Consider the following 23,191-nt stretch of genomic DNA (forward strand, 5'->3'; position numbering starts at 1 on the left):
GGACCGGAAGCTCCCTGTCTGCCGAAACCCCTGCCGAAACCGCTGCCGGGCAGCCCGCCGCGGCGCGGTCCCGGCGTCGCTGCGCCGCACTCGCGGCGCACCCCGAGATCACCGCCGGGCCGCGAACCCGGCTCACCGGATCGAGGAGTCAGGACCGATGAGCACTATCCCCGAACCGAACCCGTTGCTGGAGCTCAGCCCGCAAGACCTGCGGGCGCACGCCGCCGCCGCGCTGACGCGCGCGCGGAAACGCAGCGTGGCCCTCACCGACGCGGTGGACGACGACGATCTCGTCCGCCAGCACTCGAAGCTGATGTCCCCGCTGGTCTGGGACCTCGCGCACATCGGCAGCCAGGAAGAGCTGTGGCTGGTCCGGGACGTCGGCGGCCGCGCCGCGCTCCGCCCGGACATCGACGACCTTTACGACGCGTTCCAGCACGCCCGCTCGGACCGTCCGGCGCTGCCGCTGCTGGGCCCGGCCGAGGCGCGCGCGTACGTCAAGGAAGTCCGCGAGAAAGCCTTCGACGTATTGGAAACCGCCCCGCTCGAAGGCCGGCGGCTGACCGAAAGCGCGTTCGCGTTCGGCATGATCACCCAGCACGAACAGCAGCACGACGAGACGATGCTGGCCACTCACCAGCTCCGCAAGGGCGAGCCGGTCCTGCACGCAGCCGAACCGCCGCGTGCCCCGGCGCGTCGATTGCCGCCCGAGGTGCTCGTGCCGGGAGGCGCGTTCACCATGGGCACCACCGCCGAACCGTGGGCGCTGGACAACGAACGCCCCGCACACCAGGTCGACGTCCCGGCCTTCGTTCTCGACACCGCCCCGGTCACCTGCGGTGCGTACCTCGAGTTCCTGGACTCGGGCGGATACCACGACCGGCGGTTCTGGACCGAGCCCGGCTGGGCCTACCGGCAGGAGCACGACATCACCGCGCCCCGGTTCTGGCACCGCGAACCGGACGGCTGGTGGCGCACCCGCTTCGGGGTGCGCGAGCGGGTGCCGCGGAACGAGCCGGTCGTGCACGTCTCGTATTACGAGGCGGACGCGTACGCGCGCTGGGCCGGGAAGCGGCTGCCCACCGAGGCGGAGTGGGAGAAAGCCGCCCGGTACGACCCGGCGTCCGGCCGGTCGCGGCGGTACCCGTGGGGCGACGAGGAGCCGACCGCCGAGCACGCCAACCTCGGGCAACGCCATCTGCGCCCGGCCGAGGCCGGGGCGTATCCGGCGGGCGCGTCGCCGTTGGGCGTGCACCAGCTGATCGGCGACGTCTGGGAATGGACCAGCACCGACTTCCACGGCTATCCGGGCTTCGCGGCCTTCCCGTACCGGGAATACTCGGAAGTGTTCTTCGGCCCGGAGTACAAAGTGCTGCGCGGCGGCTCGTTCGGCACCGACGCGGCGGCGATCCGGGGCACGTTCCGCAACTGGGACTATCCGATCCGGCGGCAGATCTTCTCCGGATTCCGGTGCGCACGCGATCCGCGCCCGGGCGAGGCGGGTTGAGCGAGATGTGCCGTCACCTCGCCTACTTGGGCGCACCGGTGTCGCCGGCCGAACTGGTGTTCGCCGCGCCGCACGCCTTGCTCGTGCAGTCCTACGCACCGCGGGACATGCGCGGCGGCGGCTCGGTGAACGCCGACGGCTTCGGCCTCGGCTGGTATCCGGAGCCGGGCGCGCTGCCGCAGCGCTACCGCCGCCGCGAGCCGCTTTGGACCGACCAGACACTGCCCTCTCTCGTCGCGTCGGTGCGTACCAGGGCGTTCGTCGCGGCGGTGCGCAACGGCACCACCGGAATGCCCGTCACCGAAGCGGCTGCCGCGCCGTTCGCGGAGGGCCGTTGGCTCTTCAGCCACAACGGCGTCGTGCGAGGCTGGCCTGGGTCGATGCGCGGACTGGCCGGGCAGCTCGACGTCACCGAGCTGTTCACGCTGGAAGCGCCGACCGATTCCGTCCTGCTGTGGGCGCTGCTGCGTGCTCGGCTGACCGCGGGGGAGGAACCGCTCGACGCGGTGGCCGCTCTCGTCCGCGACGTCGAGGCGGTCGCACCGGGCTCCCGGCTGAATTTCCTTCTCACCGACGGCCAGACGCTGGTCGGCACCGCCTGGACGCACTCGTTGTCGCTGCGCTGCACCGAAACCGGGGTGGTGCTGGCGTCCGAACCGTGCGATCCGGATCCGGTCTGGACCGCGGTGCCGGAGCACCACGCCGTGCGCGTCACCGCGGACGGCGTCGACGTCATTCCCCTGAACCTGGAACGGAGCATCGCCCGATGACCGAGGCAGACCTGGAAAGCCATCGCAGCGACGTGGCCGCCGAACTGCGCGCGGACGTGCGCGAGGGTCTCACCGCAGCGCAGAAGTGGTTGCCGCCCAAGTGGTTTTACGACGCTGAAGGCAGCAAGCTGTTCGAGGAGATCACCGCACTGCCGGAGTACTACCCGACGCGCAGCGAGCGGGAGGTGCTCGCCGGACGGGCGGCCGAGATCGCCGAGCTCACCGGCGCGCACACGCTCGTCGAACTGGGTTCGGGGTCGAGTGAGAAAACGCGGCTGCTGCTGGACGCGCTGACCGCGCACGGCACGCTCGAATCGTTCGTGCCGATGGACGTGTCGGAATCCGCGCTGGCCGAAGCCGCCACCGCGATCTCGGCGGACTACCCGAAGCTGGAGGTCCGCGGCGTCGTCGGCGACTTCACCCGGCATCTGCAGCTGCTGCCCGGCACCTCGCCGCGAGTCGTCGCCTTCCTCGGCGGCACGATCGGCAACTTCCTGCCCGGCGAACGCGCGGAGTTCCTGCACTCCGTGCGCGAAGTGCTCGACGAGGGGGAGTGGCTGCTGCTCGGCACCGACCTGGTCAAGGACCGGGACACGCTGGAGCGGGCGTACGACGATTCGGCGGGCGTCACCGCGGCGTTCAACCGGAACGTGCTGCGCGTGATCAACGCGGAGCTGGACGCGGACTTCGACCCGGACGACTTCGACCACGTCGCGTACTGGAATGCCGACCAGGAGTGGATCGAGATGCGGCTGCGCGCCCGCCGCCCGCTGCAGGTGCGGATTCCCGGCGCGGACCTGGTGGTGCCGTTCGCCGAAGGCGAGCACATCCGCACCGAGGTGTCCGCGAAGTTCCGCGCCGCCGGAGTCGAGGCGGAACTGGGCGCCGCGGGTTTCGCGCTGGAACGGTGGTGGACCGACTCCCGGCAGCGGTTCGGCGTGAGTTTGGCAAGATCGGTCCGTGCGTAACCCTCTCGCGGCGTTCGCCCGCAAGCTCGGCACCCGGCCCCGGCTCATGGCGGCGTCGCGTGCCGTGATCGTGACCGACCGGTTGTTGCACCGCTGGTTCGGCGGCCGGATCAGCCTGGTCGGGCTGGCCGGTCTGCCCTCCCTGCGGCTCACCACGACCGGACGGCGCAGCGGCCTGCCCCGCAGCACGAACCTGCTGTACTACCCGCACGGCGACGAATTCGTGCTCACCGGCTCGAATTGGGGCCGCCCGAAGAACCCGGCCTGGACCTACAACCTGCGAGCGAACCCGCAGGCGACGGTCGCGCTGCGCGGCCGGGAGGCGGAGGTCAAGGCGCGGGAACTGGCGGGTGACGAGTACGCCCGGATGTGGACGGAACTGCTGGAGTTCTGGCCGGGGTACGAGATGGAACGGAAGGCGGCCGGGCGGGAGTTGCCGGTGTTCGTGCTGACCCGGGTGTCGAGCTGACCGGACGCTCGGTCGGCCCGCTGACGCCGGTGCGTCCCAGCTGACCGGGCGCTCGGATGGCCACTGATGGGCCGGGCACCGACCTGCCGGAGCCCGTCCCCAGCGGCACTGATCAGGCGAGGCCGGGTCGGCCACTGCATCCTCGGCCAGGCCCGAGGCGTGGACGACGCGACCGCGGCGCACCTGATCGACCTCAAGGCTCCCGCCGACGGCCAGGCCTTCCAGCCGGACAAGCAACCGTTCGGTTCGCCTGCCAAACCCTGAACCGGCGGCGTTCCGGCCGGTGCGCGAAAGGGCCCCTGGAGAGAACCAGATTCTCTCCAGGGGCCCTTCGCCTGCGCTACGACCGGGATATCGGTCAGGAACGGGTCATCTTGCGCAGCACGTACTGCAGGATGCCGCCGTTGCGGTAGTAGTCCGCCTCGCCCGGGGTGTCGATGCGGACGACCGCGTCGAACTCCACCTTCGAGCCGTCTTCCTTCGTGGCCGTCACGTGGACCGTCCGCGGCGTCTCGCCGTCGTTCAGCTTCGTGATGCCCTCGATGTCGAACGTCTCGGTGCCGTCCAGCTTCAGCGACGCCGCCGACTCGCCCGCCGGGAACTGCAGCGGGATGACGCCCATGCCGATCAGGTTCGACCGGTGGATCCGCTCGAACGACTCGGTGATCACCGCGCGGACGCCGAGCAGCGAGGTGCCCTTGGCCGCCCAGTCGCGCGACGAGCCGGAGCCGTACTCCTTGCCGCCCAGCACGACCAGCGGGGTGCCCGCCGCCGCGTAGTTCTGCGCCGCGTCGTAGATGAACGCCTGCGGCGCGCCTTCCTGGGTGAAGTCGCGGGTGTAGCCGCCCTGCACGTCGTCCAGCAGCTGGTTGCGCAGCCGGATGTTCGCGAAGGTGCCGCGGATCATCACCTCGTGGTTGCCGCGGCGCGAGCCGTAGGAGTTGAAGTCCTTGCGCTCGATGCCGTGCTCGACCAGGTACTGCGCGGCCGGGGTGCCCGCCTTGATCGCGCCGGCCGGGGAGATGTGGTCGGTGGTGACCGAGTCGCCCAGCTTCGCCAGCACCCGGGCGCCGGAGATGTCCTGCACCGGAGCCGGTTCGGCGGCCATGCCGTCGAAGTACGGCGGCTTGCGCACGTAGGTGGACTGCGCGTCCCACTCGAACGTCTTGCCGGTCGGCGTCGGCAGCGACTTCCAGCGCTCGCCGCCGTCGAAGACGTCCGCGTAGTCCTTGGTGAACATCTCCTGCGTGATCGCGGAGTCGATGGTCTCCTGGATCTCCTGCGGCGACGGCCAGATGTCCTTCAGGAACACGTCGTTGCCGTCGGTGTCCTGGCCCAGCGGCTGGTTCGCGAAGTCGAAGTCCATCGTGCCGGCCAGCGCGTAGGCGATGACCAGCGGCGGCGACGCCAGGTAGTTCATCTTGACGTCCGGGTTGATCCGGCCCTCGAAGTTCCGGTTGCCCGAGAGCACCGAAACCGCGGTGAGGTCGTTCTCCTGGATCGCGGCGGAGATCTCGTCCGACAGCGGGCCCGAGTTGCCGATGCAGGTGGTGCAGCCGTAGCCGACCAGGTGGTAGCCCAGCTTCTCGAGGTACGGCCAGAGACCGGCCTTGTTGTAGTAGTCGGTGACGACCTGCGAACCGGGGGCCATCGACGTCTTGACCCACGGCTTGACCGACAGGCCCTTGTCGACCGCGTTGCGCGCGAGCAGCGCCGCGCCCAGCATGACCGACGGGTTGGAGGTGTTGGTGCACGAGGTGATCGAGGCGATCACCACGGCGCCGTGGTCCAGCACGAACTCGCCGCGGTCGGCGGTGGACACCTTGACCGGCTTGCTCGGCCGCCCGGTGGCCCCGTTCGCCGCGGACTGCAGGTCGACGGCGTCCTCGTCCTTGAACGACAGCGCGGCCGGGTCGGAGGCCGGGAAGGTCTCCTCGACGGTCTCGTCGACGTTGGTGTGCGGAGTGGGCTGCTCGCCCTCGACGTAGTCGTGCACCGACTTGCGGAACGAGGACTTCGCGTCGCTCAGCTCGATGCGGTCCTGCGGGCGCTTCGGGCCGGCGATCGACGGGACGACCGTCGAGAGATCCAGCTCGAGGTACTCGGAGTAGGCCGCCTCGTGCGACGGGTCGTGCCAGAGGCCCTGCTCCTTCGCGTACGCCTCGACCAGCGCGACCTGCTCGGCCGAGCGGCCGGTCAGCTTGAGGTAGCGGACGGTCTCGTCGTCGATCGGGAAGATCGCCGCGGTGGAGCCGAACTCCGGGCTCATGTTGCCGATGGTGGCGCGGTTGGCCAGCGGCACCTGGGCGACGCTCTCGCCGTAGAACTCGACGAACTTGCCGACCACGCCGTGCCGGCGCAGCATCTCGGTGATGGTCAGCACGACGTCGGTCGCGGTGACGCCGGCCGGGATCTCGCCGGTCAGCTTGAAGCCGACGACGCGCGGGATGAGCATGGAGACCGGCTGGCCCAGCATCGCCGCCTCGGCCTCGATGCCGCCGACGCCCCAGCCCAGCACGCCCAGGCCGTTGACCATGGTGGTGTGCGAGTCGGTGCCGACGCAGGAGTCGGGGTATGCCTGGCCGCCGCGCGCCATCACCGTGCGCGCGAGGTGCTCGATGTTGACCTGGTGGACGATGCCGGTGCCCGGCGGGACGACCTTGAACTCGTCGAAGGCGCCCTGGCCCCAGCGCAGGAACTGGTAGCGCTCGCGGTTGCGCTCGTACTCGATCTCGACGTTGCGTTCGAAGGCGTCGGCGCGGCCGAAGACGTCGATGATGACGGAGTGGTCGATCACCATCTCGGCCGGCGCGAGCGGGTTGACCTTGTCCGGGTCGCCGCCCAGCGCGGTCACCGCTTCGCGCATGGTGGCCAGGTCGACCACGCACGGCACGCCGGTGAAGTCCTGCATGATCACCCGGGCGGGCGTGAACTGGATCTCGGTCGACGGGTCCGCGTTCGGATCCCAGCCGCCGAGCGCGCGGATGTGGTCGGCGGTGATGTTCGCGCCGTCCTCGGTGCGCAGCAGGTTCTCGAGGAGGATCTTCAGGCTGTAGGGCAGCCGCTCGGCGCCTTCGACCTTGTCCAGGCGGAAGATCTCGTACGAGTTCTCTCCTACCTGCAAGGTGTCCTTGGCGCCGAAGCTGTCCTGGCTAGGTGCAGTCACGTCTAACTCCAGTGGCATGGATTCCACGCCGCTGGGGCGTGGCCTCCCGGGTCAGTTCGGTGTCGTTCGTCGTATCCGCCGGCTGTCGTCGGGCCGACCCGGCGGGGTCGTCGGCAGTCTTGCGCACCCCCACCGTAGAACCGGAACCGGGAGGGCACACCTCGTCCGCCGATCAAACAGTACGCGCGTCCTGTATTTCGTTCAAGACGACACGCGCAGTGATGTAGGCCATGCGGGACGCGCCGTGCCCGGAGGTCCCCCGATCAGGGGAAATGATGTCTACGGTGTGTAAGTTCTTGCTGAGGCTTGTGATAGTGATGTGACTACAGTGGCACGGGGTGTGACTGCGGACGCCGAGCCGGAAACGGGCCTGGTCCGGGTCCGGCCGAGGGGAGTCCGGGCAGCACCGGTGTGAGCGGAGGTGGCGGGTCGTGATGGTCCGGCGGGGACGGTCCGGAACAGCGAACGCGGCGACGGTGCACGGCGCCGGCGTGCGGCGCGGCATCACGGTGGCCGCGTTCACCCTGGTGGCGCTGCTCGGCGCCACCAGCACCGGTCTCGCGGTGCCCCCGCCGCCGCCGAACCCGAGCGACTCCGACATCAACTCGGCGAAGGGCGACGCCAACGCCAAGGCGGGCGAGGTCGGCCGGCTCACCAATCAGCTCGCCCAAGCCGAACAGAAGCTCAGCACGCTGCAGGACGACGTCGAGCTCAAGCAGGAACAGGCCATGAAGGCGCTGGTCGACCTGCAGACCGCGCAGGACGCGGCCACCCAGGCGCAGAACGACGCGAAGTCGGCGCGCCAAGAGGCGGACGCGGCGGCGGGTGCGATCGAGAAGGCCCGCGCGGACGCCAAGAAGTTCGCCGCTGCCAGCTTCGAGCAAGGCAGCACGATCGGGTCGGTCTCGGCGTACCTGACTTCGGACAGCCCGAAGGACCTGCTCGCCCGCGCCCAGCTGCTCGACTCGATCAGCGGCTCGCGGATCAACGCGATGGACCGCCTCCAGCAGGCCCAGACCGACAAGTCCAACAAGGACGCTGCGGCGCGCAAGGCGCTGGACGTCGCGCGGCAGAAGCAGGACGCGGCGACCCGGGCGAAGGGCAACGCCGACGCCGCGCAGGCGGCGGCGGTGTCCTCGCAGCAAGCGCAGGCGGCGCAGAACACTCAGCTCGAAGCCAGCAAGAACTCCGTCGAGCAGCAGCTGTACGCGGCGCAGGCCAAGGTCAGCGGCCTGCAGGGACAGCGGCAGCGCTACCAGGACTGGCTGGCACAGAAGCAGCGCGAGGACGAAGAGCGCGCCCGCCAGGCGGCTCTGCGCGCAGCAGCCAACAGCGGCGGCAACGACAACGGCAATGACGACGGCGGCCCCAGCCGTCCGGCTCCGGCAGCGGGCAGCTCGATCGAAGCCGTCATCGCGCGAGCTCTTGCACAGGTGGGCATGCCTTACGCGTGGGGTGGCGGCACCGGCAGCGGCCCGAGCCGCGGCATCCGCGACGGCGGCGTGGCCGACCAGTACGGCGACTACCGCAAGATCGGCTTCGACTGCTCCGGCCTGATGATCTACGCCTTCGCCGGTGTGCAGGGCCTGCCGCACTACAGCGGCTACCAGTACACCGCCGGCCGGCGCGTGCCGCTGTCGCAGATGCGGCGTGGGGACATGCTGTTCTGGGGCGGCTCGGGCGGCATCCACCACGTCGCGCTCTACCTGGGCAACGGGCAGATGGTCGAAGCCCCGCAGTCCGGCTCATACGTGCGGGTCACCTCGGTGCGCTACGGCGGCATCATGCCGTACGCGACCCGGCTCATCGGGTGAGCGGGCTCCAGACGTACGGCGTGGTCTCGGTGACCGCGGTGAAGCCGAGCCGTTCCAGAATCGGCCGGCTGGTCGGCAGCGCGTCCACCTGCAGGTAGGCGATCCCGCGGGCGCGCGCCGCGCCGACCCGGTGCGAGACGAGCGCTCGGTACAGCCCCCGCCCGCGCCACCCCGGCAGCGTCGCGCCGCCCCACAGGCCGGCGAATCCGGTGCCCGGGACGACTTCCAGCCGGGAAGCGGCGACGAACTGGCCGTCCGCTTCGGCCACCACGTGCGTCGTCGTGCCGCTGTCGGCACGCGACCGGGCAAGCAGATCCGCCGCGACCGCCGCCTCGTCGTTGCCGAACACCGCCGCCGACAGCGTCGCGATGCGCAGCAGGTCGTCGTGGCCGCTGGCTTCCCGCACCACGAACTCGGCCGACGGCGGGGCCGAATCGGCGACCGCGTCGAGCGGCGCGATCAGCACGGTCTCGGTCTCCTCCGGTACGAACCCGGCGGCGAGCAGCCGGTCCGGCAACTCGGCCGGACGGTCGTGGCCCCGGGTCTTCCACTCGAACTCCTCGCCTCGGGCGGCGAAGAAGTCCCGCTGGCGGGCGATGAGCTCGTCGAGCGCGGCGCCGGTGACGCCGAGGTCGGGCGGCCCGGCGACGAACCCGCGGCGGCCGCCGGTGAGGCGGGCGACGGGACCGTCCTGGACGAGCTGCTGCCCGGGTTCGGGCCGGGTGAGCTCGGCTTGGCGAACTTCGCGGTCGTAAGCGGCGAGCAGCCGCGCGGCGTCGGGCACCTCGGCAAGGTAGCGCGGCCCGGCGCGGGGCGCGCGCGGGTTTCCGGGCCGAGAGGTCCGTGAAGGCCGCCTTGAGGGAATCAGAGTCCGTGAAGGTTCCCTTCACGGACTTGGCTACCCCCGGGGTTGCGCGAGCTGTGCGGGCGGGCAGGCTGGGGAACATGACGGGATTCGCGGGCATCGTCCTGGCCGGCGGGACGGCGCGCCGGCTGTCCGGAGTGGACAAACCGGAGCTGCGGGTCGGCGGGATGTCCTTGCTGGCGAGGGCGGTCCGGGCACTCGCCGGGGCCGAGCCGGTTGTCGTGTGCGGGCCGCAGCGGCCGGGCTACGACGTCGTCTGGACGCGCGAGGCGGTGCCGGGCTCCGGTCCGGTCGCGGCGCTCGCCGCGGCCCTCGAACGCGTCGACACGGTCAGCATTGTCTTGCTGGCGGCGGATCTTCCCGGCATCCGGCGGTCCACAGTGGAGCGGCTGCGGGCCGCTCTGGACGACGACACCGACGGCGTCGTGCTGCTGGACGCGGCGGGCAAGCATCAGTGGCTGACCAGCGCCTGGCACACCGCGGCGGTCCGCCGGGCGCTGCCCGCCGATCCCGCGAACGCGTCGCTGCGCCGGACCCTCGGCGGTCTCCGGATCGCCGGGCTGCCCGCGGAACCGGGGGAGAGCGACGACATCGACACGCCGGAAGACCTCGAAAAGCACCGCTGACACGGGCTTCACAGCTGTCACACCGGCAATCGGGTTGGCTACCCTCGCCGCACGTCGGCGACGCAGTAGGGTCGCGGGCGAGCCCGCAGACGTGGATACCCCTGGAGGAAGAGTGACCGAGCCCGGCTTCGCCGAGGGCGCGAACGGGCAGCAGCCCGGCACCCCGGCGCGGGACGCCCAGCTGCTGGAACGCACCGTGTTCGAGGTGAAGCGCGTCATCGTCGGACAGGACCGGCTGGTGGAGCGGATGCTCGTCGGTCTGCTGGCGAAGGGGCACCTGCTGCTCGAAGGCGTGCCCGGGGTCGCGAAGACGCTGGCGGTCGAGACGTTCGCGCGGGTGGTCGGCGGTTCGTTCTCCCGCGTGCAGTTCACCCCCGACCTGGTGCCCGCGGACATCCTCGGCACCCGGATCTACCGCCAGGGCTCCGAGCGGTTCGACGTCGAGCTCGGCCCGGTGGTGGCGAACTTCGTCCTGGCCGACGAGATCAACCGCGCGCCGGCGAAGGTGCAGTCGGCGATGCTCGAGGTGATGGCCGAGCGGCACGTGTCGATCGGCGGCCGGACCTTCGCGATGCCGGATCCGTTCCTGGTGCTCGCCACGCAGAACCCGATCGAGAACGAGGGTGTCTACCCGCTGCCGGAGGCGCAGCGCGACCGGTTCCTGTTCAAGATCGTCGTCGAGTACCCGACCGCCGAGGAAGAGCGCGAGATCATCTACCGGATGGGCGTCGCCCCGCCGGTCCCGCACGAGGTGCTCAGCCCGGCCGAGCTGGTCCGGCTGCAGGGCGTCGCGTCGCAGGTGTTCGTGCACCACGCGCTGGTCGACTACGTGGTGCGGCTGGTGCTGACCACCCGCACGCCGAACGACCACGGGCTGTCCGACGTCGCGGGCTGGGTGTCCTACGGCGCCTCGCCGCGCGCGAGCCTCGGCATCATCGCCGCGGCGCGGGCACTGGCGCTGGTCCGCGGCCGCGACTACGTCCTTCCGCAGGATGTCGTCGATGTCGTGCCGGACGTGCTGCGGCACCGGCTGGTGCTGTCCTACGACGCGCTGGCCGACGGCGTGCCGGTGGACCACATCGTCACCCGCGTGCTGCAGACGGTGCCGCTGCCGCAGGTTTCGGCCCGGCCGCAGGGCGGCGCCGGTCCGGTGCCGGCTGGCGCGCCCGCCAGGTAACGACGTGGCTGGCACCTCCTCGAAGAACCAGGACGGCCGTCCGGGCTGGGCGCCGCCGGTCCTGCGCGGCGAGCGGATGGAAGCCGGGCTGCGGACGCTCGAACTCGACGTGCGCCGCCGGCTCGACGGCCTGCTCCAGGGCAACCATCTCGGGCTCGTCCCGGGCCCGGGCTCGGAGCCCGGCGAGGCCCGTCCGTACCAGCCCGGCGACGACGTGCGCCGGATGGACTGGGCGGTCACCGCGCGGACGACCACACCGCACATCCGGGAAACCGTCGCCGACCGCGAGCTGGAGACCTGGGTAGTCGCCGACCTGTCGGCGAGCCTCGACTTCGGCACCGCGCTGTGCGAGAAACGCGACCTGGTCGTGTGCGCCACCGCGGCGGTCGCGCACCTGACCGGGGGCGGCGGCAACCGGATCGGCGCGCTCGTGTCGAACGGCGAAGGCAGCACCCGGATCCCGGCCCGCGGCGGTCTGCCGCACGCGCGCGGCCTGGTCCGGAAGCTCGCCGAAACACCGCGCGCGGCGGAAGGTGTGCGCGGCGATTTCGCCGGTGCGCTGGAGCAGCTGCGCCGTCCGCCGCGCCGGCGCGGCCTGGCGGTGGCGATCTCCGACTTCCTCGGTCCGCTCGACTGGGAGCGCCCGTTGCGGGCGCTGGGCGGACGGCACGAAGTGATCGCGATCGAAATCGTCGACCCGCGCGATGTCGAGCTGCCGGACGTCGGCACCGTCGTGCTGGCCGACCCCGAGACCGGAAGGCAACGCGAAGTGCACGCTTCGCCGCTGCTGCGCAAGGAATTCGGCGCGGCCGCCAGCGCGCACCGGGAGACGGTCGCCGCCAGCCTGCGCCGCGCGGGTGCCGCGCACCTGGTGCTGCGCACCGATTCGGACTGGATCGCGGACCTGGTGCGATTCGTCGTGGCCCGCAAGCGCCGCTGGTCGGGAGGGGTCGCGTGAGCCTCGGCGGCTTCAGTTCCCCCTGGTGGTTCCTGCTGCTGCTCGCGGTCGCCGCGGTAGCCGGCGCTTATGTGCTGGCGCAGCGAGCGCGCCGCCGCCGCGTGCTGCGGTTCGCGAACCTGGAATTGCTGGACAAGATCGCGCCGAAGGCACAGGGCTGGATCCGGCACCTGCCCGCGGTGCTGATCGTGATCTCGCTGCTCTTCCTGACCGTCTCGCTGGCTGGGCCGACGGCGGAGCAGAAGGTTCCGCGCAATCGCGCGACCGTCATGCTGGTCATCGACGTTTCGCTGTCGATGGAAGCCACCGATGTCGTGCCGACGCGGCTGAAGGCGGCCCAGGACGCGGCGAAGCAGTTCGCGCAGAACATGACGCCGGGCATCAACCTGGGCCTGATCTCGTTCGCGGGCACGGCGACCGTGCTGGTGAATCCGACCACCGACCGGGCCGGGGTGTCGAAGGCAATCGACAATCTGAAGCTCGCCCAGTCGACGGCCACCGGCGAAGGGATCTTCGCCGCGATGCAGTCGATCCAGAGCTTCTCCGCCGTCGTCGGCGGAGCGGACGGCCCGCCGCCGGCGCGCATCGTGCTGATGAGCGACGGCAAGCAGACGGTGCCGGACGACCTGTACGCCCCGCGCGGCGCGTACACCGCTGCCCAGGCGGCGAAGCAGGCGCAGATGCCGATTTCCTCGATCTCGTTCGGCACCGAGCACGGTTCGGTGGACATCGAGGGCAAACAGCAGGACGTCCGGGTGGACGACGAGTCGCTGCAGGAGATCGCGCGGCTCTCCGGCGGCGAGTTCTACAAGGCGGCCAGCGCGGATGAGCTGAAGCGCGTCTACGCGGACCTGGGCGAGCAGATCGGCTACGAGCTCAAGAACGCCGACGCGAGCAAGCCGTGGGTGGTGCTGGGCACGCTGATGCTGATGGCAGGGGCGGCCGCCGCGCTGGTATTCGGCCAACGACTGCCGTAATGCCGTGAAGGGAACATTGAGGGACTCTGAGTCCGTCAATGTTCCCTTCCCGACCGGGCGCACTCAGGGCATCGCGAACCCGTTCTGCCGCCAGGCTTCGTAAACGGTGATCGCCGCGGTGTTCGCCAGGTTCAGCGAGCGGTTGTTGGGCAGCATCGGCAGCCGCAGCCGGTCGGTGACCTCCGGGGCGTGCTGGACCTCGTCCGGCAGCCCGACCGATTCCGGCCCGAACATCAGCACGTCGCCGGGCTCGAAAGCGACGTCGGTGTACAGCCGGGTCGCGTTCGCGCTGAACGCGTACACCTTCGCGGGCAGCAGCGCCCGCCACGCCGCCGCCAGGTCGGCGTGCACTCGCACCCGGGCCAGGTCGTGGTAGTCCAGCCCGGCGCGGCGGAGCTGCTTGTCCTCCAGCACGAATCCGAGCGGCTCGACCAGGTGCAGCTCGCATCCGGTGTTGGCGGCCAGCCGGATCGCGTTGCCGGTGTTGGGCGGGATTTCGGGGTGGTAGAAGAGCACTCGGAACACGGGCGGCCTCAGACGGTTTCGGGGAGGTACGCCGCGTAGGCGGCCCGGACCTCGGCTGGCGGTTCGGTCTTGCGGTACTCGACCGGGTCCACGAACACGTACCGCAGGCGCATCCGGGTGGTCACCGCGCTGCCGCGGCGGATGACATTCTCGAACTCCATCGACGTGGTGCCCTGGCGGGCCAGGTACACCGAGATCACCAGTTCGTCGTCGAACCGGCAGGGCGCGAAGTACCGCAGGTTCGATTCCGCCACCACCGTGTCCACGCCGAAGGCGAGCATCTCGGCGTGCGACCCGAACAGCTTCCGTTCCACCTCGAACGCGGCCATGTCCGCGTAGGCCAGGTAGTTGGCGTTGAACACGATCCCTTGCCCGTCGCATTCGTGGTAGCGCACGCGCAGAGGCATCTCGATCATCGGTTGCCGCTCGGTCACGCGACCAATCTAGCCATCACCCGTGCAGCGCCCGATAGGTGTCGGCCGCACCGGGATGCAGCGGAACCGGCTGGGTGCCGATCAGCGTCCGCACGTCGAGGAACTGCGTCCCGACCGCCTGTGCGGGCACCAGTTCGGCGGCCCGCCCGACCAGCACCCGCACCACCGCGGCGGCGACGTCGGTCGGCAGCGCGGGGGAGCACACCAGCAGGTTCGCGACCCCGATCGTCGGAAGCGAACCCACGCCGCGATAGGCCCCGGCCGGCACCTGGACCTGTTCGTACAGCGGGCCGTACGCCTTCCGCAGCTGGGGGAGCACCGACGTGAGCGGGATGAGCGCGAGCGGCGTCGTCCGGTTGAGCTCGGCCAGCGCCGGCGTCGGGATCCCGCCGGACCAGAGGAACGCGTCGATCCGCTTGTCCCGCAACGCGGCGACGGCGTCGCCGAGCGGAAGGTGCAACGCGGTGATCGGCACGTCGATACCGGCGAAGACCCGCTCGCCGAGCTGTGCGGCGCCGGAGCGGCTCGCCCCGACGGAGATCGGCCTTCCGGCGAGCGACCGGAGATCGGTCAGCCGGTCCTCGGCGCGCACGACCAGCTGGAGGTAGTTCTCGTACACCCGGCCGACCGCCTGCAGCGGCACGGGCTTCCCGAACGGCGATCCGCCGGTCAATGCGGACTGCGCGATGTCGGCGAGCGCCAGCCCCAAATCGGCGGTCCCGTCGCGAACCCGTTCGACGTTCTCGACGCTTGCTTCGGTGCGCAGCGCGGTGCAGTGCAGTCGCGGTTCGGCGCGCGTCAGCTCGGCCGCCAGCACCTCGGCGAACGCCAGGTAGAAGCCGCCCGGCTCGCCGGACGCGATGGTGATCTGCCGTTCCGGCCCGCGGTAGGAGTCTCCGCAGCCGGCGAGGGCGAGTGCGAGCCCGCCGAGCAGCGCGGCGCGACGGGTGACGGTCATGGCGTCACCGCCGCGGGCAGGGTGATCCGGACTTCGAGCCCGTGCGGCTCGACGCCGCGCAGCTCCAGGATTCCGCCGCGCGCCCGGGTCTGCTCGCGCGCGATGGAGAGCCCGAGCCCGGTGCCGCGCGGTGCGCCGTCGCCGCCGGCGCGCCAGAACCGCTCGGTGGCGCGGGCCAGGTCCTCCGGCGGAAGTCCGGGGCCGTCGTCGGCGACGATCAGCGTGCCGGTTTCCGGGGTGGATTCCCAGCCGGCGGTGATGGTCGCGCCCCGGCCGGCGTAGTGGACCGCGTTGTCCAGAAGGACATCGAGCATCTGCGCCAGTTCGCTCTCCGGTGTGCGCACCAGCAGCGGTTCGGTGTGCCCGGCGCACGGGACGAGGGTCGCGCCCGCCTCGTCAGCGGACAACCGCCACGCGTCGACGCGTTCCGCAACGACGGCGGCGAGGTCAGCGGGCTCGTCGTCGGCTCGGGCGGCGAGCCGGGTCGCAGTGCTTTCGGCGGTGGCGAGGGCGAGGAGCCCGTCGAGAATCCGTTCCAGCCGCTCGACTTCGGCCACGGTCGCGGCGTAGGCGGGCCGGTCGGCCATCTCGGCGCCGAGCGAATCGAGCCGCAGCCGCAGCGCCGCCATCGGGTTCCGCAGCTGATGGGAGGTGTCCGCGACGAGCCGCTGCTGCTGGTTCGCCGATTCGACCACCGCGTCGGACATCCGGTTCACCGAGGCGGCGAGCGAGCGCAACTCCCTCGGCCCGGAACGCTCCGGCACTTGTGCCCGGCGTCCGCCGGCCACCGAGAGCACGCCGGTCTCCAGTTCGATCAACGGGCGCACCATCCAGCGCGACAACAACACCGCGAGCAGCACGAACAGAGCCGCGACCACGAGCGCGCCCGCGGCGATCGCGCTCCACGCGCCGCTGACGTCCGCCGCGGCGGACGCCACCGAAGCCCGCAACAGCACGACCCCGGAGACGCGGGTGCCGGTGCCGACTGGCCGGGCGAAGAGCACCGGCGTGTCCGACCACGGCATGATCCGCTCGACCGGTGCCTCCGGTTCGTTCCGCAGCGTGGCCTCGACCAACGCCCGGACCGCCGGGTCGTCGCTGCGCAGGCCGCCGGTCTGGACGAGCGGCTCCCGCTGCGCGTCCACGACGAGCACGCCTTCGGTGTATAACGCCGAATACTGCCGGGCGTCGGCGTTCAACGCGGCCGCGTCGCCGGAATCGACGGCCTGTTGCGCGAGCACCACGAAGCGGTCGACGTCGCTGCTGCGCGAGATCACCAGCTGCTGGGTCCGCTGGTCGGCGGTCGCGGACAAGAGCGGCACAGCGAACGCCGTCACGACGGCGAGCGCGAGCGTGACGAGGACGGCCAGCAGACGCGCGCGCACCGGTCAATCCCGGCCGAGCCGGTAGCCGAAGCCGCGGATGGTGGTGAGCAAGCCAGGCCGGTCGAGCTTCGCGCGCAGCTGTGTCATGTGGACATCGAGCGACCGCGACACGGCCAGGTATGCGTCGCCCCACACCTCGTCCATCAGCTGCTGCCGGCTGACCGCCGTGCCGGGCCGCGCCGCGAGCACCGCCAGCACGGCGAATTCCTTGGTGGTGAGCCCGATATCGCCCCCGGCGACGAGAACGCGCCGGGCGCCGAGGTCGATCTCCACGTCCTCGACCCGCACGATCTGGTCCTCCGGCACCGCACCGGAGTGGCTCGCCCGCCGCGCGACCGCGTCCATCCGGGCCAGCAGCTCGGCCAGCCGGACCGGCTTGGCCAGGTAGTCGTCCGCGCCGAAGCGGAGCGCGCGGACGACCGAACGTTCGTCGCTGCGCGCGGTCAGCACGATCACCGGCGCGGGGGAGACCTGCCGGATCTTGCGCAGCACGTCGAGGCCGTCCATGTCGGGCAGCCCGAGGTCGAGCAGCAGCAGGTCGGCGTCCCGATGCCGGGTGAGCGCGTCCGAGCCGCGGCCGACGGAAGCGACGGAATGGCCGTGCGCGTGCAGCGTCTCGGCGAGCGCCCGGGCGACCCCGGTGTCGTCCTCGACGAGCAGTACGCGCACGGCCGTCCTCCTGATCAGTCCTCGTCGCGTTCGAGAGCGGACGAACGCGAAGTTTCCCGCATTGTCGCGTACACGATGAGCGACACGAGGACGCAGCCCGCGACATACCAGAAGAACAGCGATTCGTGGCCGGCTTTCTTCAGTGCCTGGGCGATCAGCTCGGCGGTGCCGCCGAAGATCGCGACGGTGAGCGCGTAGGGCAGGCCGACGCCGATCGCGCGGATCCGCGTCGGGAAGAGCTCGGCCTTCACGATCGCGTTGATCGAGGTGTAGCCGGTGACGATCACCAGCGCGCCGAGCAGAAGCAGGAACGCCAGGACGGGCTGGCTGGTGTGCGCCATCAGCGTCATGATCGGCACGGTCAGCACGGTTCCCGCGACGCCGAAGAACATCAGCAGCTTCCGGCGCCCGATCTTGTCCGAGAGCCGGCCCGCGATCGGCTGCAGGATCGCGAAGACCAGCAGTGCGAGGAACATGATCACGGTCACCGTGCGGCGCGGGATGCCCGCGGTGTTCTCCAGGAACTTCTGCGTGTAGGTCGCGTAGGTGTAGAACGCGACCGTGCCGCCCAGCGTCAGGCCGACGACCAGCAGGATCTCGCGCGGGTATTTGACGAGCTGGCGCAGCGTGCCCGCTTCCCGCTTGGCTCCCTCGGCGTTGTCCGACAGCCGCTGGTAGCTCTCCGATTCGTCCATCGACTTCCGCAGCAGCATCACGATCACCGCGGCGGCCGCGCCGACCACGAACGCGATCCGCCAGCCCCAGTCGCCCATCTGCTGGTCGGTGAGGACGCTCTGCAGGACCAGCTGCAGGCCGAGCGCGAGCAGCTGCCCGCCGACCAGCGTCACGTACTGGAAGCTGGAGTAGAACCCGCGCTTGCCCGGAGTGGCCACTTCGGACAGATAGGTCGCCGACGTCGAGTACTCGCCGCCGACCGAGAGGCCCTGCAGCAGCCGGGCGAGGACCAGCAGGATCGGGGCGGCGATGCCGATCGTCCGGTATCCGGGCGTCGCGGCGATGAGCAGCGAACCGCAGGCCATCATCGTGACGGACAGCATCAGCGCGGAGCGCCGGCCGTACCGGTCGGCGAAGCGGCCGAGCAGCCAGCCGCCGAGCGGCCGCATGAGGAACCCGACGGCGAACACGGCCGCGGTGTTGAGGAACTGAGCGGTGGCGTCGCCGCCGGGGAAGAACGCCTTCGCGAAATAGACGGTGAACGCGGAATAGGCGTACCAGTCGTACCACTCGACGAGATTTCCTACCGAGCCGCGCAGCACGTTGCCGACCACGCGCCGCTCGGCCCGTGCCGAGCCGGCGTCCTGGATCCGGGTTGTCATCTTTGACCTCCTGTGTTGCGACTCACGGTGACCAACTGGCGGGTAACCAGCAAGGTCAGAGCGCGGTTCCTTACCGTCGCTTAGGACGGGAGTGCCGGGTGCGCACGCGGTGTGCGCAGCCGATAGCCTCAGGCAGGCGCAGCGGTCAACGGACGAGGAGAAACGCAGTGGGACGGTCGGTTTTGGTCACCGGCGGCAACCGGGGCATCGGGCTCGCGATCGCCCGCGACCTCGCCGAGCAGGGGTACCGGGTGGCGGCGACGCACCGCGGTTCCGGGGTGCCCGAGGGCATCTTCGGCGTGCAGGCCGACGTCACCGACACCGAGCAGGTGGACGAGGCGTTCAAGCTCGTCGAGGAGCACCAGGGCCCGGTCGAGATCCTGGTGTCCAACGCCGGTCTCACCGACGACACGCTGCTGATGCGGATGTCGGACGAGCAGTTCGAGCGCGTGCTGAACGCGAACCTGACCGGCGCGTTCCGCGTCGCGAAGCGGGCCTCGCGCGGCATGCTGCGCGCCCGCTGGGGCCGGTTCGTGTTCATCTCTTCGGTGGTCGGCCTCTCCGGCGCGCCCGGGCAGTCGAACTACGCCGCGTCGAAGGCCGGCCTGGTCGGCTTCGCGCGCTCGCTCACGCGGGAACTGGGGTCGCGCAACATCACTGCCAACGTGGTCGCGCCGGGTTTCGTGCGCACCGACATGACCGACGCGCTGAGCGAGGCCCGGCGCAACGAGATCCTCGCCACCGTCCCGGCCGGGCGCTACGCCGAGCCCGCCGAGATCGCCGCAGCGGTGCGGTACCTGGCCTCCGACGAAGCGGGCTACGTCAACGGCGCGGTGCTGCCCGTCGACGGCGGCGTCGGCCTCGGCCACTGACCTCGTTCCCCGTAGAACCCAAGACCTGGAGGACCCGTTGCCCGGATTGCTCGAAGGCAAGCGGCTGCTGATCACCGGCGTCATCACCGACGCCTCGCTCGCGTTCCACGCCGCCCGCATCGCCCAGCAGGAGGGCGCGAAGGTGGTGCTCACCGGCTTCGGCCGGCTGTCGCTGGTGGAGCGCATCGCCAAGCGGCTTCCCGAGCCGGCCCCGGTGCTGGAGCTGGACGTCACGAACCAGGAGCACCTGGACACCCTCGCCGACCGCGTGCGCGAGCACGTGGACGGCCTGGACGGCGTGCTGCACTCGATCGGCTTCGCGCCGCAGAGCTGCCTCGGCGCGCCGTTCCTGGACGCGCCCGCCGAGGACGTCAAGGTCGCGGTGGACGTTTCGGCGTACTCGTTCAAGTCGCTCACCGTGGCGACGCTGCCGCTGCTCGGCCCCGGCGCGTCGATCGTCGGGATGGACTTCGACGCACGGGTGGCGTGGCCGGTCTACAACTGGATGGGCGTGGCGAAGGCCGCGCTGGAGTCGGTGAACCGGTATCTGGCCCGCGAACTCGGGCCGCAGGGGATCCGCGTCAACCTGGTCAGCGCCGGCCCGATGAAGACGATGGCCGCGAAGTCGATCCCGGGCTTCGACAAGCTGGAGGGCGGCTGGGACGGCCGGGCGCCGCTCGGCTGGGACTCGTCGGACCCGGAGCCGACCGCGAAGACGGTGTGCGCGGTGCTGTCGGACTGGATGCCGGCGACGACCGGGTCGATGATCATGGTCGACGGCGGAGTGCACGCGCTCGGCATCTGAGCTTGCTGCTGTGCGGCCCCGCGGGAGTCTCCCGCGGGGCCGCTTTTTGTTGCACGGCAAAGGGTTCCGTGCCCTCAGGACGCGTTCGAGGAACCCTCGGGCGCCTCGGTCTCGCCGAACCGGAGCCCGCCGAGGCGTGCGGAGCGCCCTAAGGGCAGGATGACCACCGTGGGTTATGACGCGTTGCTGTGGCTTTCGTTCGGCGGTCCGGAGGGGCCCGACGAGGTGATGCCGTTCCTTGAGAACGTCACCCGGGGCCGGGGCGTGCCCCGGGAACGGCTGCTCGAGGTGGCCGAGCACTACCAGCACTTCGGCGGGGTCTCGCCGATCAACCGGCTCAACCGCGCGGCGATGGCCGCGGTGGAGAAGCAGCTGGCGGCGGAGGGCCTCGACCTGCCGGTGCGGTTCGGCAACCGCAACTGGAACCCGATGGTCGAGGACACGCTGGCCGAGATGAAGGAGGACGGGGTGCGTCGGGCGCTGGTGTTCCCGACCAGTGCCTACGGCGGATACTCCGCCTGCCGCCAGTACGACGAGGACATCGAACGCGCCCGCGCGGCAGTCGGCGAGGACGCGCCGGAACTGGTGAAGCTGCGCCAGTTCTTCGATCACCCGCTGTTCGTCTCGGCGGTCGCCGACGCGGTCCGCGCGGCGCACGCGAAGCTCGGCGACCGGCCGGGCACGCGGACCGTCTTCACCGCCCACTCGATTCCCGACAGCGCCGACCTGGCGGCCGGCCCGCCCGCGGAAGGCGGACGGCGGTACTCCCGGCAGATCGCGGAAGCGGCGCGGCTGGTCGCTGCCGAAGCGGGAGTCGCGGAGTACGACGTGGTCTGGCAGTCGCGGTCCGGCCCGCCGCAGATCCCGTGGCTGGAGCCGGACATCGTGGACCACCTCGACGCGCTGCACGCGCAGGGCGTGGAGTCGGTGGTGGTGAGCCCGATCGGGTTCGTCGCGGACCACCTGGAAGTGATCTGGGACCTGGACAACGAGGCCGCCGAACGGGCCGCGGAGCATGGAATGGCGTTCGCTCGGGCCGCGACGCCGGATTCGGATCCGCGGTTCGCCGAAATGGTGGTCGAGCTGGTGCGCGAGCAGGTGGACGGGGTGCCGGCGCGGAAGCTGTCGGCGTTCCCGGTCGCGGGGTGCACCGTGAACGGTGCGCCGTGCGCCGTGTCCTGCTGCGAACCGCTCCGGCGGCCGGGGCGCTGAGCTTCGAACGACTGTCCGTGAAGGGCCCCTTGAGAGACTTGGATTCTCGCCAGGGGCCCTTCACCGACGTCGCGTGGGGCGATGCCAGTTCGGGCGTTTCGCGCGCACCTCGCGCTGCCCGCCGGTATTGTCCGGTCCACACCGACTTCCGGGGGGACTCCACATGTTACGCTTGGCGGTTTCGGCCGCTGCGATCCTGGCCTGCGTGCCGGTGCTCGCGGCCTGCGGCGGCAACGACGGCAGCGGCAACGGCACCAGCGTTTCGCAAAGCGGCGATACCTCGGCAGGAAGCGGCAGCGGAAAAACGGGAACACCCCTAGCCGGCACGGACCCGTGCACGCTGCTCAAGCCGGAAGACGTGCCCGAAGCCAAGCCAGACCCCAGCGTCACGCCGAGCGCTGCGCCGCTCGGCGACGGCCGCCGATGCCAGGGCGACGACTACGCCGTGACCATCAGCGACGTCGACGCGGACGGTTACGCCGTCCAGTTCGAAGGTTCGGTGAACACACCGCTGCCGGACATCAACGGGTACAAGGCGGCGAAGCGCGAAGACGGCAAGCCGCCGTACCAGTCCTGCGCGGTCCTGCTCGCGGTGACCGCCAACGAGCTGGTGACGGTCGCCGTGGGGCTGAAGGAAGACCAGGACCCGTCGAAGACCTGCGAGGTCGCGCAGAAGGCAGCGACCGTCGTCACGGGCCGGATTCCTCGTTGACGCCCGCTGGCGGCTAGGTCACGCCACGGCAGGGAAGGCCCCTTGCGGGACGTGGATTCCCGGAATGGGCCCTTCACGGACCGCTGAGTGTCGAGGCAGGCTCAAGCCTGCCGGTCGGCTTGCTCGGCGAACACGCGGACTGCCTCGTTCACCGAGGCCGTGCGGGCGACCCGTACCGCATCGGCCAACGGCCGCAACGCGTCGGCGCGCCTGCTCGCGGCCGACGCCGACAGTGCCCCGCCCGGCTCGTCAGTTTGGGCGATCGCCAGGATCGCCGAGATCTCCTCCGCGCGCTGCAACACCCGCAGGGCTCGCGGTGGCGACCCGGCCGGCCAGTCCACCTGCGGCCGGGACCGCAGGTGCGCCGACAACTCCGCGCGCACCCCGGGCCGGTCGCTGGCGACGTCCAGCGACTGCAACGCACCGGCGCTGGCCCGGATCGCGTCGGTCAGCCCGTGCTCCGCGTCGGGCAGCGCCTGGTACTCCAGCACGACCGGGGCGGGCAGCGAATACACCGTCCAGCGCATCAAACCCTCGGCGATCGGTTCCGGCACCAGCCCGAACCCCAGGCCGGTCAGCACTACCGCCTCGCCGCAGCGCAGCGCGGCCTCCGCGAACGGTCCGCCGGCGCCGAGGCCGCGTACGTCGCCGGGCACCGGCAGGACGAGCTGAACGCTCGTCGCGCCTTGCGTGCGCAGCGCGAGCAGGAGCTGGACGGGGGTGGCCGCGCGGTGGAAGGCGAGCGGGAGATCGAACGCATCAGCGGCGCCCGGGTCGGCGGCGACCACGTCGTGGGCCTCCGCCCAGGCTTGCAGAGCGTCGAGGACGTCGTCGGACGCCGCGGCTCCGTTCAGCCACGCGGAGGACCAGACGGCGAGGGTCGCACTGGGTCGGCACACGACCGCCTATTTTACCGGCTCCGTCCGGCTTCGCCGAGCACCGCCCGGCTGGAGCCGCTCCACATCGACGGATGGCGGAACGGTCA

The 23,191-nt window shown here is 71.1% G+C and carries 22 protein-coding genes; 13 read left to right on the forward strand and 9 right to left on the reverse strand.

The features are described from left to right. Window positions 1–157 precede the first annotated feature (157 nt). From egtB to AMYBE_RS0110840, 4 genes are read left to right on the forward strand one after another with little or no spacing between them, the layout of a single operon-like run. Entirely contained in the window at window positions 158–1,507 is a 1,350-nt protein-coding gene (gene egtB, locus AMYBE_RS0110825) for an ergothioneine biosynthesis protein EgtB (RefSeq protein ID WP_020659393.1), read from the forward strand. Window positions 1,508–1,512: 5 nt separating this feature from the next. Next, window positions 1,513–2,277, forward strand: coding sequence for an ergothioneine biosynthesis protein EgtC (gene egtC, locus AMYBE_RS0110830; protein ID WP_027927561.1), 765 nt, complete (start codon window positions 1,513–1,515; stop codon window positions 2,275–2,277). Beyond that, window positions 2,274–3,245, forward strand: coding sequence for an L-histidine N(alpha)-methyltransferase (gene egtD / locus AMYBE_RS0110835; RefSeq protein WP_020659395.1), 972 nt, complete (start codon window positions 2,274–2,276; stop codon window positions 3,243–3,245). The genes egtC and egtD overlap by 4 nt, the downstream gene beginning before the upstream one ends. Then, complete coding sequence (locus AMYBE_RS0110840) at window positions 3,238–3,714, forward strand: nitroreductase family deazaflavin-dependent oxidoreductase (protein WP_020659396.1); 477 nt, start codon at window positions 3,238–3,240, stop codon at window positions 3,712–3,714. The genes egtD and AMYBE_RS0110840 overlap by 8 nt, the downstream gene beginning before the upstream one ends. 358 nt (window positions 3,715–4,072) lie before the next feature. Here AMYBE_RS0110840 and acnA read toward each other — a convergent pair whose 3' ends face one another. Continuing rightward, window positions 4,073–6,880: an aconitate hydratase AcnA gene (gene acnA / locus AMYBE_RS0110850; protein ID WP_020659398.1), complete on the reverse strand. Its 2,808-nt coding sequence runs from the start codon at window positions 6,878–6,880 to the stop codon at window positions 4,073–4,075. A 434-nt stretch (window positions 6,881–7,314) separates the two neighbouring features. On the opposite strand from acnA, the gene AMYBE_RS0110855 reads away from it, so the two are divergent. Next, window positions 7,315–8,694 carry an NlpC/P60 family protein gene (locus tag AMYBE_RS0110855; RefSeq protein WP_020659399.1) on the forward strand — a complete coding sequence of 460 codons (1,380 nt, stop codon included), beginning with the start codon at window positions 7,315–7,317 and terminating at the stop codon, window positions 8,692–8,694. Here the strand turns inward: AMYBE_RS0110855 and AMYBE_RS0110860 are convergent. Then, a complete protein-coding gene (locus AMYBE_RS0110860; protein ID WP_020659400.1) occupies window positions 8,684–9,478 on the reverse strand; it encodes a GNAT family N-acetyltransferase in 795 nt (264 codons plus the stop codon). The two genes, AMYBE_RS0110855 and AMYBE_RS0110860, sit on opposite strands and share 11 nt — an antisense overlap. A gap of 161 nt (window positions 9,479–9,639) precedes the next feature. On the opposite strand from AMYBE_RS0110860, the gene mobA reads away from it, so the two are divergent. From mobA to AMYBE_RS0110880, 4 genes are all read left to right on the forward strand, one after another. Then, entirely contained in the window at window positions 9,640–10,185 is a 546-nt protein-coding gene (mobA, locus tag AMYBE_RS0110865; protein ID WP_020659401.1) for a molybdenum cofactor guanylyltransferase, read from the forward strand. A gap of 112 nt (window positions 10,186–10,297) precedes the next feature. Further along, window positions 10,298–11,362 carry an AAA family ATPase gene (locus tag AMYBE_RS0110870; protein WP_020659402.1) on the forward strand — a complete coding sequence of 355 codons (1,065 nt, stop codon included), beginning with the start codon at window positions 10,298–10,300 and terminating at the stop codon, window positions 11,360–11,362. A 76-nt stretch (window positions 11,363–11,438) separates the two neighbouring features. After that, the gene (locus AMYBE_RS0110875) at window positions 11,439–12,320 is read left to right on the forward strand and encodes a DUF58 domain-containing protein (RefSeq protein WP_154676511.1); all 882 of its coding nucleotides are present in this window, start codon (window positions 11,439–11,441) and stop codon (window positions 12,318–12,320) included. Continuing rightward, window positions 12,317–13,297 carry a VWA domain-containing protein gene (locus AMYBE_RS0110880; RefSeq protein WP_020659404.1) on the forward strand — a complete coding sequence of 327 codons (981 nt, stop codon included), beginning with the start codon at window positions 12,317–12,319 and terminating at the stop codon, window positions 13,295–13,297. Before AMYBE_RS0110875 ends, AMYBE_RS0110880 begins: the two co-directional genes overlap by 4 nt. Before the next feature lie 63 nt (window positions 13,298–13,360). On the opposite strand, the gene AMYBE_RS0110885 is transcribed toward AMYBE_RS0110880, so the two are convergent. Genes AMYBE_RS0110885 through AMYBE_RS0110910 form a run of 6 tightly spaced genes read right to left on the reverse strand, consistent with a single transcriptional unit; the run spans window position 13,361 to window position 18,605 of the window. Next, on the reverse strand, window positions 13,361–13,822 hold the full coding sequence (locus AMYBE_RS0110885; protein ID WP_020659405.1) for a tRNA (cytidine(34)-2'-O)-methyltransferase: 462 nt from the start codon (window positions 13,820–13,822) through the stop codon (window positions 13,361–13,363). An 8-nt stretch (window positions 13,823–13,830) separates the two neighbouring features. Then, complete coding sequence (locus AMYBE_RS0110890) at window positions 13,831–14,256, reverse strand: acyl-CoA thioesterase (RefSeq protein ID WP_027927563.1); 426 nt, start codon at window positions 14,254–14,256, stop codon at window positions 13,831–13,833. A 16-nt stretch (window positions 14,257–14,272) separates the two neighbouring features. Continuing rightward, the gene (locus AMYBE_RS0110895; RefSeq protein WP_020659407.1) at window positions 14,273–15,214 is read right to left on the reverse strand and encodes a TAXI family TRAP transporter solute-binding subunit; all 942 of its coding nucleotides are present in this window, start codon (window positions 15,212–15,214) and stop codon (window positions 14,273–14,275) included. Beyond that, complete coding sequence (locus AMYBE_RS0110900; RefSeq protein WP_020659408.1) at window positions 15,211–16,599, reverse strand: sensor histidine kinase; 1,389 nt, start codon at window positions 16,597–16,599, stop codon at window positions 15,211–15,213. The genes AMYBE_RS0110895 and AMYBE_RS0110900 overlap by 4 nt, the downstream gene beginning before the upstream one ends. A 3-nt stretch (window positions 16,600–16,602) precedes the next feature. Continuing rightward, a complete protein-coding gene (locus tag AMYBE_RS0110905) occupies window positions 16,603–17,268 on the reverse strand; it encodes a response regulator transcription factor (protein ID WP_020659409.1) in 666 nt (221 codons plus the stop codon). Between the two features lie 14 nt (window positions 17,269–17,282). Further along, entirely contained in the window at window positions 17,283–18,605 is a 1,323-nt protein-coding gene (locus AMYBE_RS0110910) for an MFS transporter (RefSeq protein ID WP_020659410.1), read from the reverse strand. 167 nt (window positions 18,606–18,772) lie between these two features. On the opposite strand from AMYBE_RS0110910, the gene fabG reads away from it, so the two are divergent. The 4 genes from fabG (at window position 18,773) to AMYBE_RS0110930 (ending at window position 22,206) form a co-directional block, all read left to right on the forward strand. Then, complete coding sequence (gene fabG / locus AMYBE_RS0110915; protein WP_020659411.1) at window positions 18,773–19,477, forward strand: beta-ketoacyl-ACP reductase; 705 nt, start codon at window positions 18,773–18,775, stop codon at window positions 19,475–19,477. A gap of 37 nt (window positions 19,478–19,514) precedes the next feature. Next, a complete protein-coding gene (fabI, locus tag AMYBE_RS0110920; protein WP_027927564.1) occupies window positions 19,515–20,282 on the forward strand; it encodes an enoyl-ACP reductase FabI in 768 nt (255 codons plus the stop codon). A 168-nt stretch (window positions 20,283–20,450) separates the two neighbouring features. Beyond that, window positions 20,451–21,494, forward strand: coding sequence for a ferrochelatase (locus AMYBE_RS0110925; protein ID WP_027927565.1), 1,044 nt, complete (start codon window positions 20,451–20,453; stop codon window positions 21,492–21,494). A gap of 163 nt (window positions 21,495–21,657) precedes the next feature. Next, a complete protein-coding gene (locus AMYBE_RS0110930; RefSeq protein WP_063710038.1) occupies window positions 21,658–22,206 on the forward strand; it encodes a DUF3558 family protein in 549 nt (182 codons plus the stop codon). 101 nt (window positions 22,207–22,307) lie between these two features. Here the strand turns inward: AMYBE_RS0110930 and AMYBE_RS0110935 are convergent, their stop codons facing one another. Beyond that, window positions 22,308–23,105: a hypothetical protein gene (locus AMYBE_RS0110935; RefSeq protein WP_020659415.1), complete on the reverse strand. Its 798-nt coding sequence runs from the start codon at window positions 23,103–23,105 to the stop codon at window positions 22,308–22,310. Window positions 23,106–23,191 lie beyond the last annotated feature (86 nt).

The sequence above is a fragment of the Amycolatopsis benzoatilytica AK 16/65 genome (genome assembly GCF_000383915.1).
Classification (GTDB): Bacteria; Actinomycetota; Actinomycetes; order Mycobacteriales; family Pseudonocardiaceae; genus Amycolatopsis; species Amycolatopsis benzoatilytica.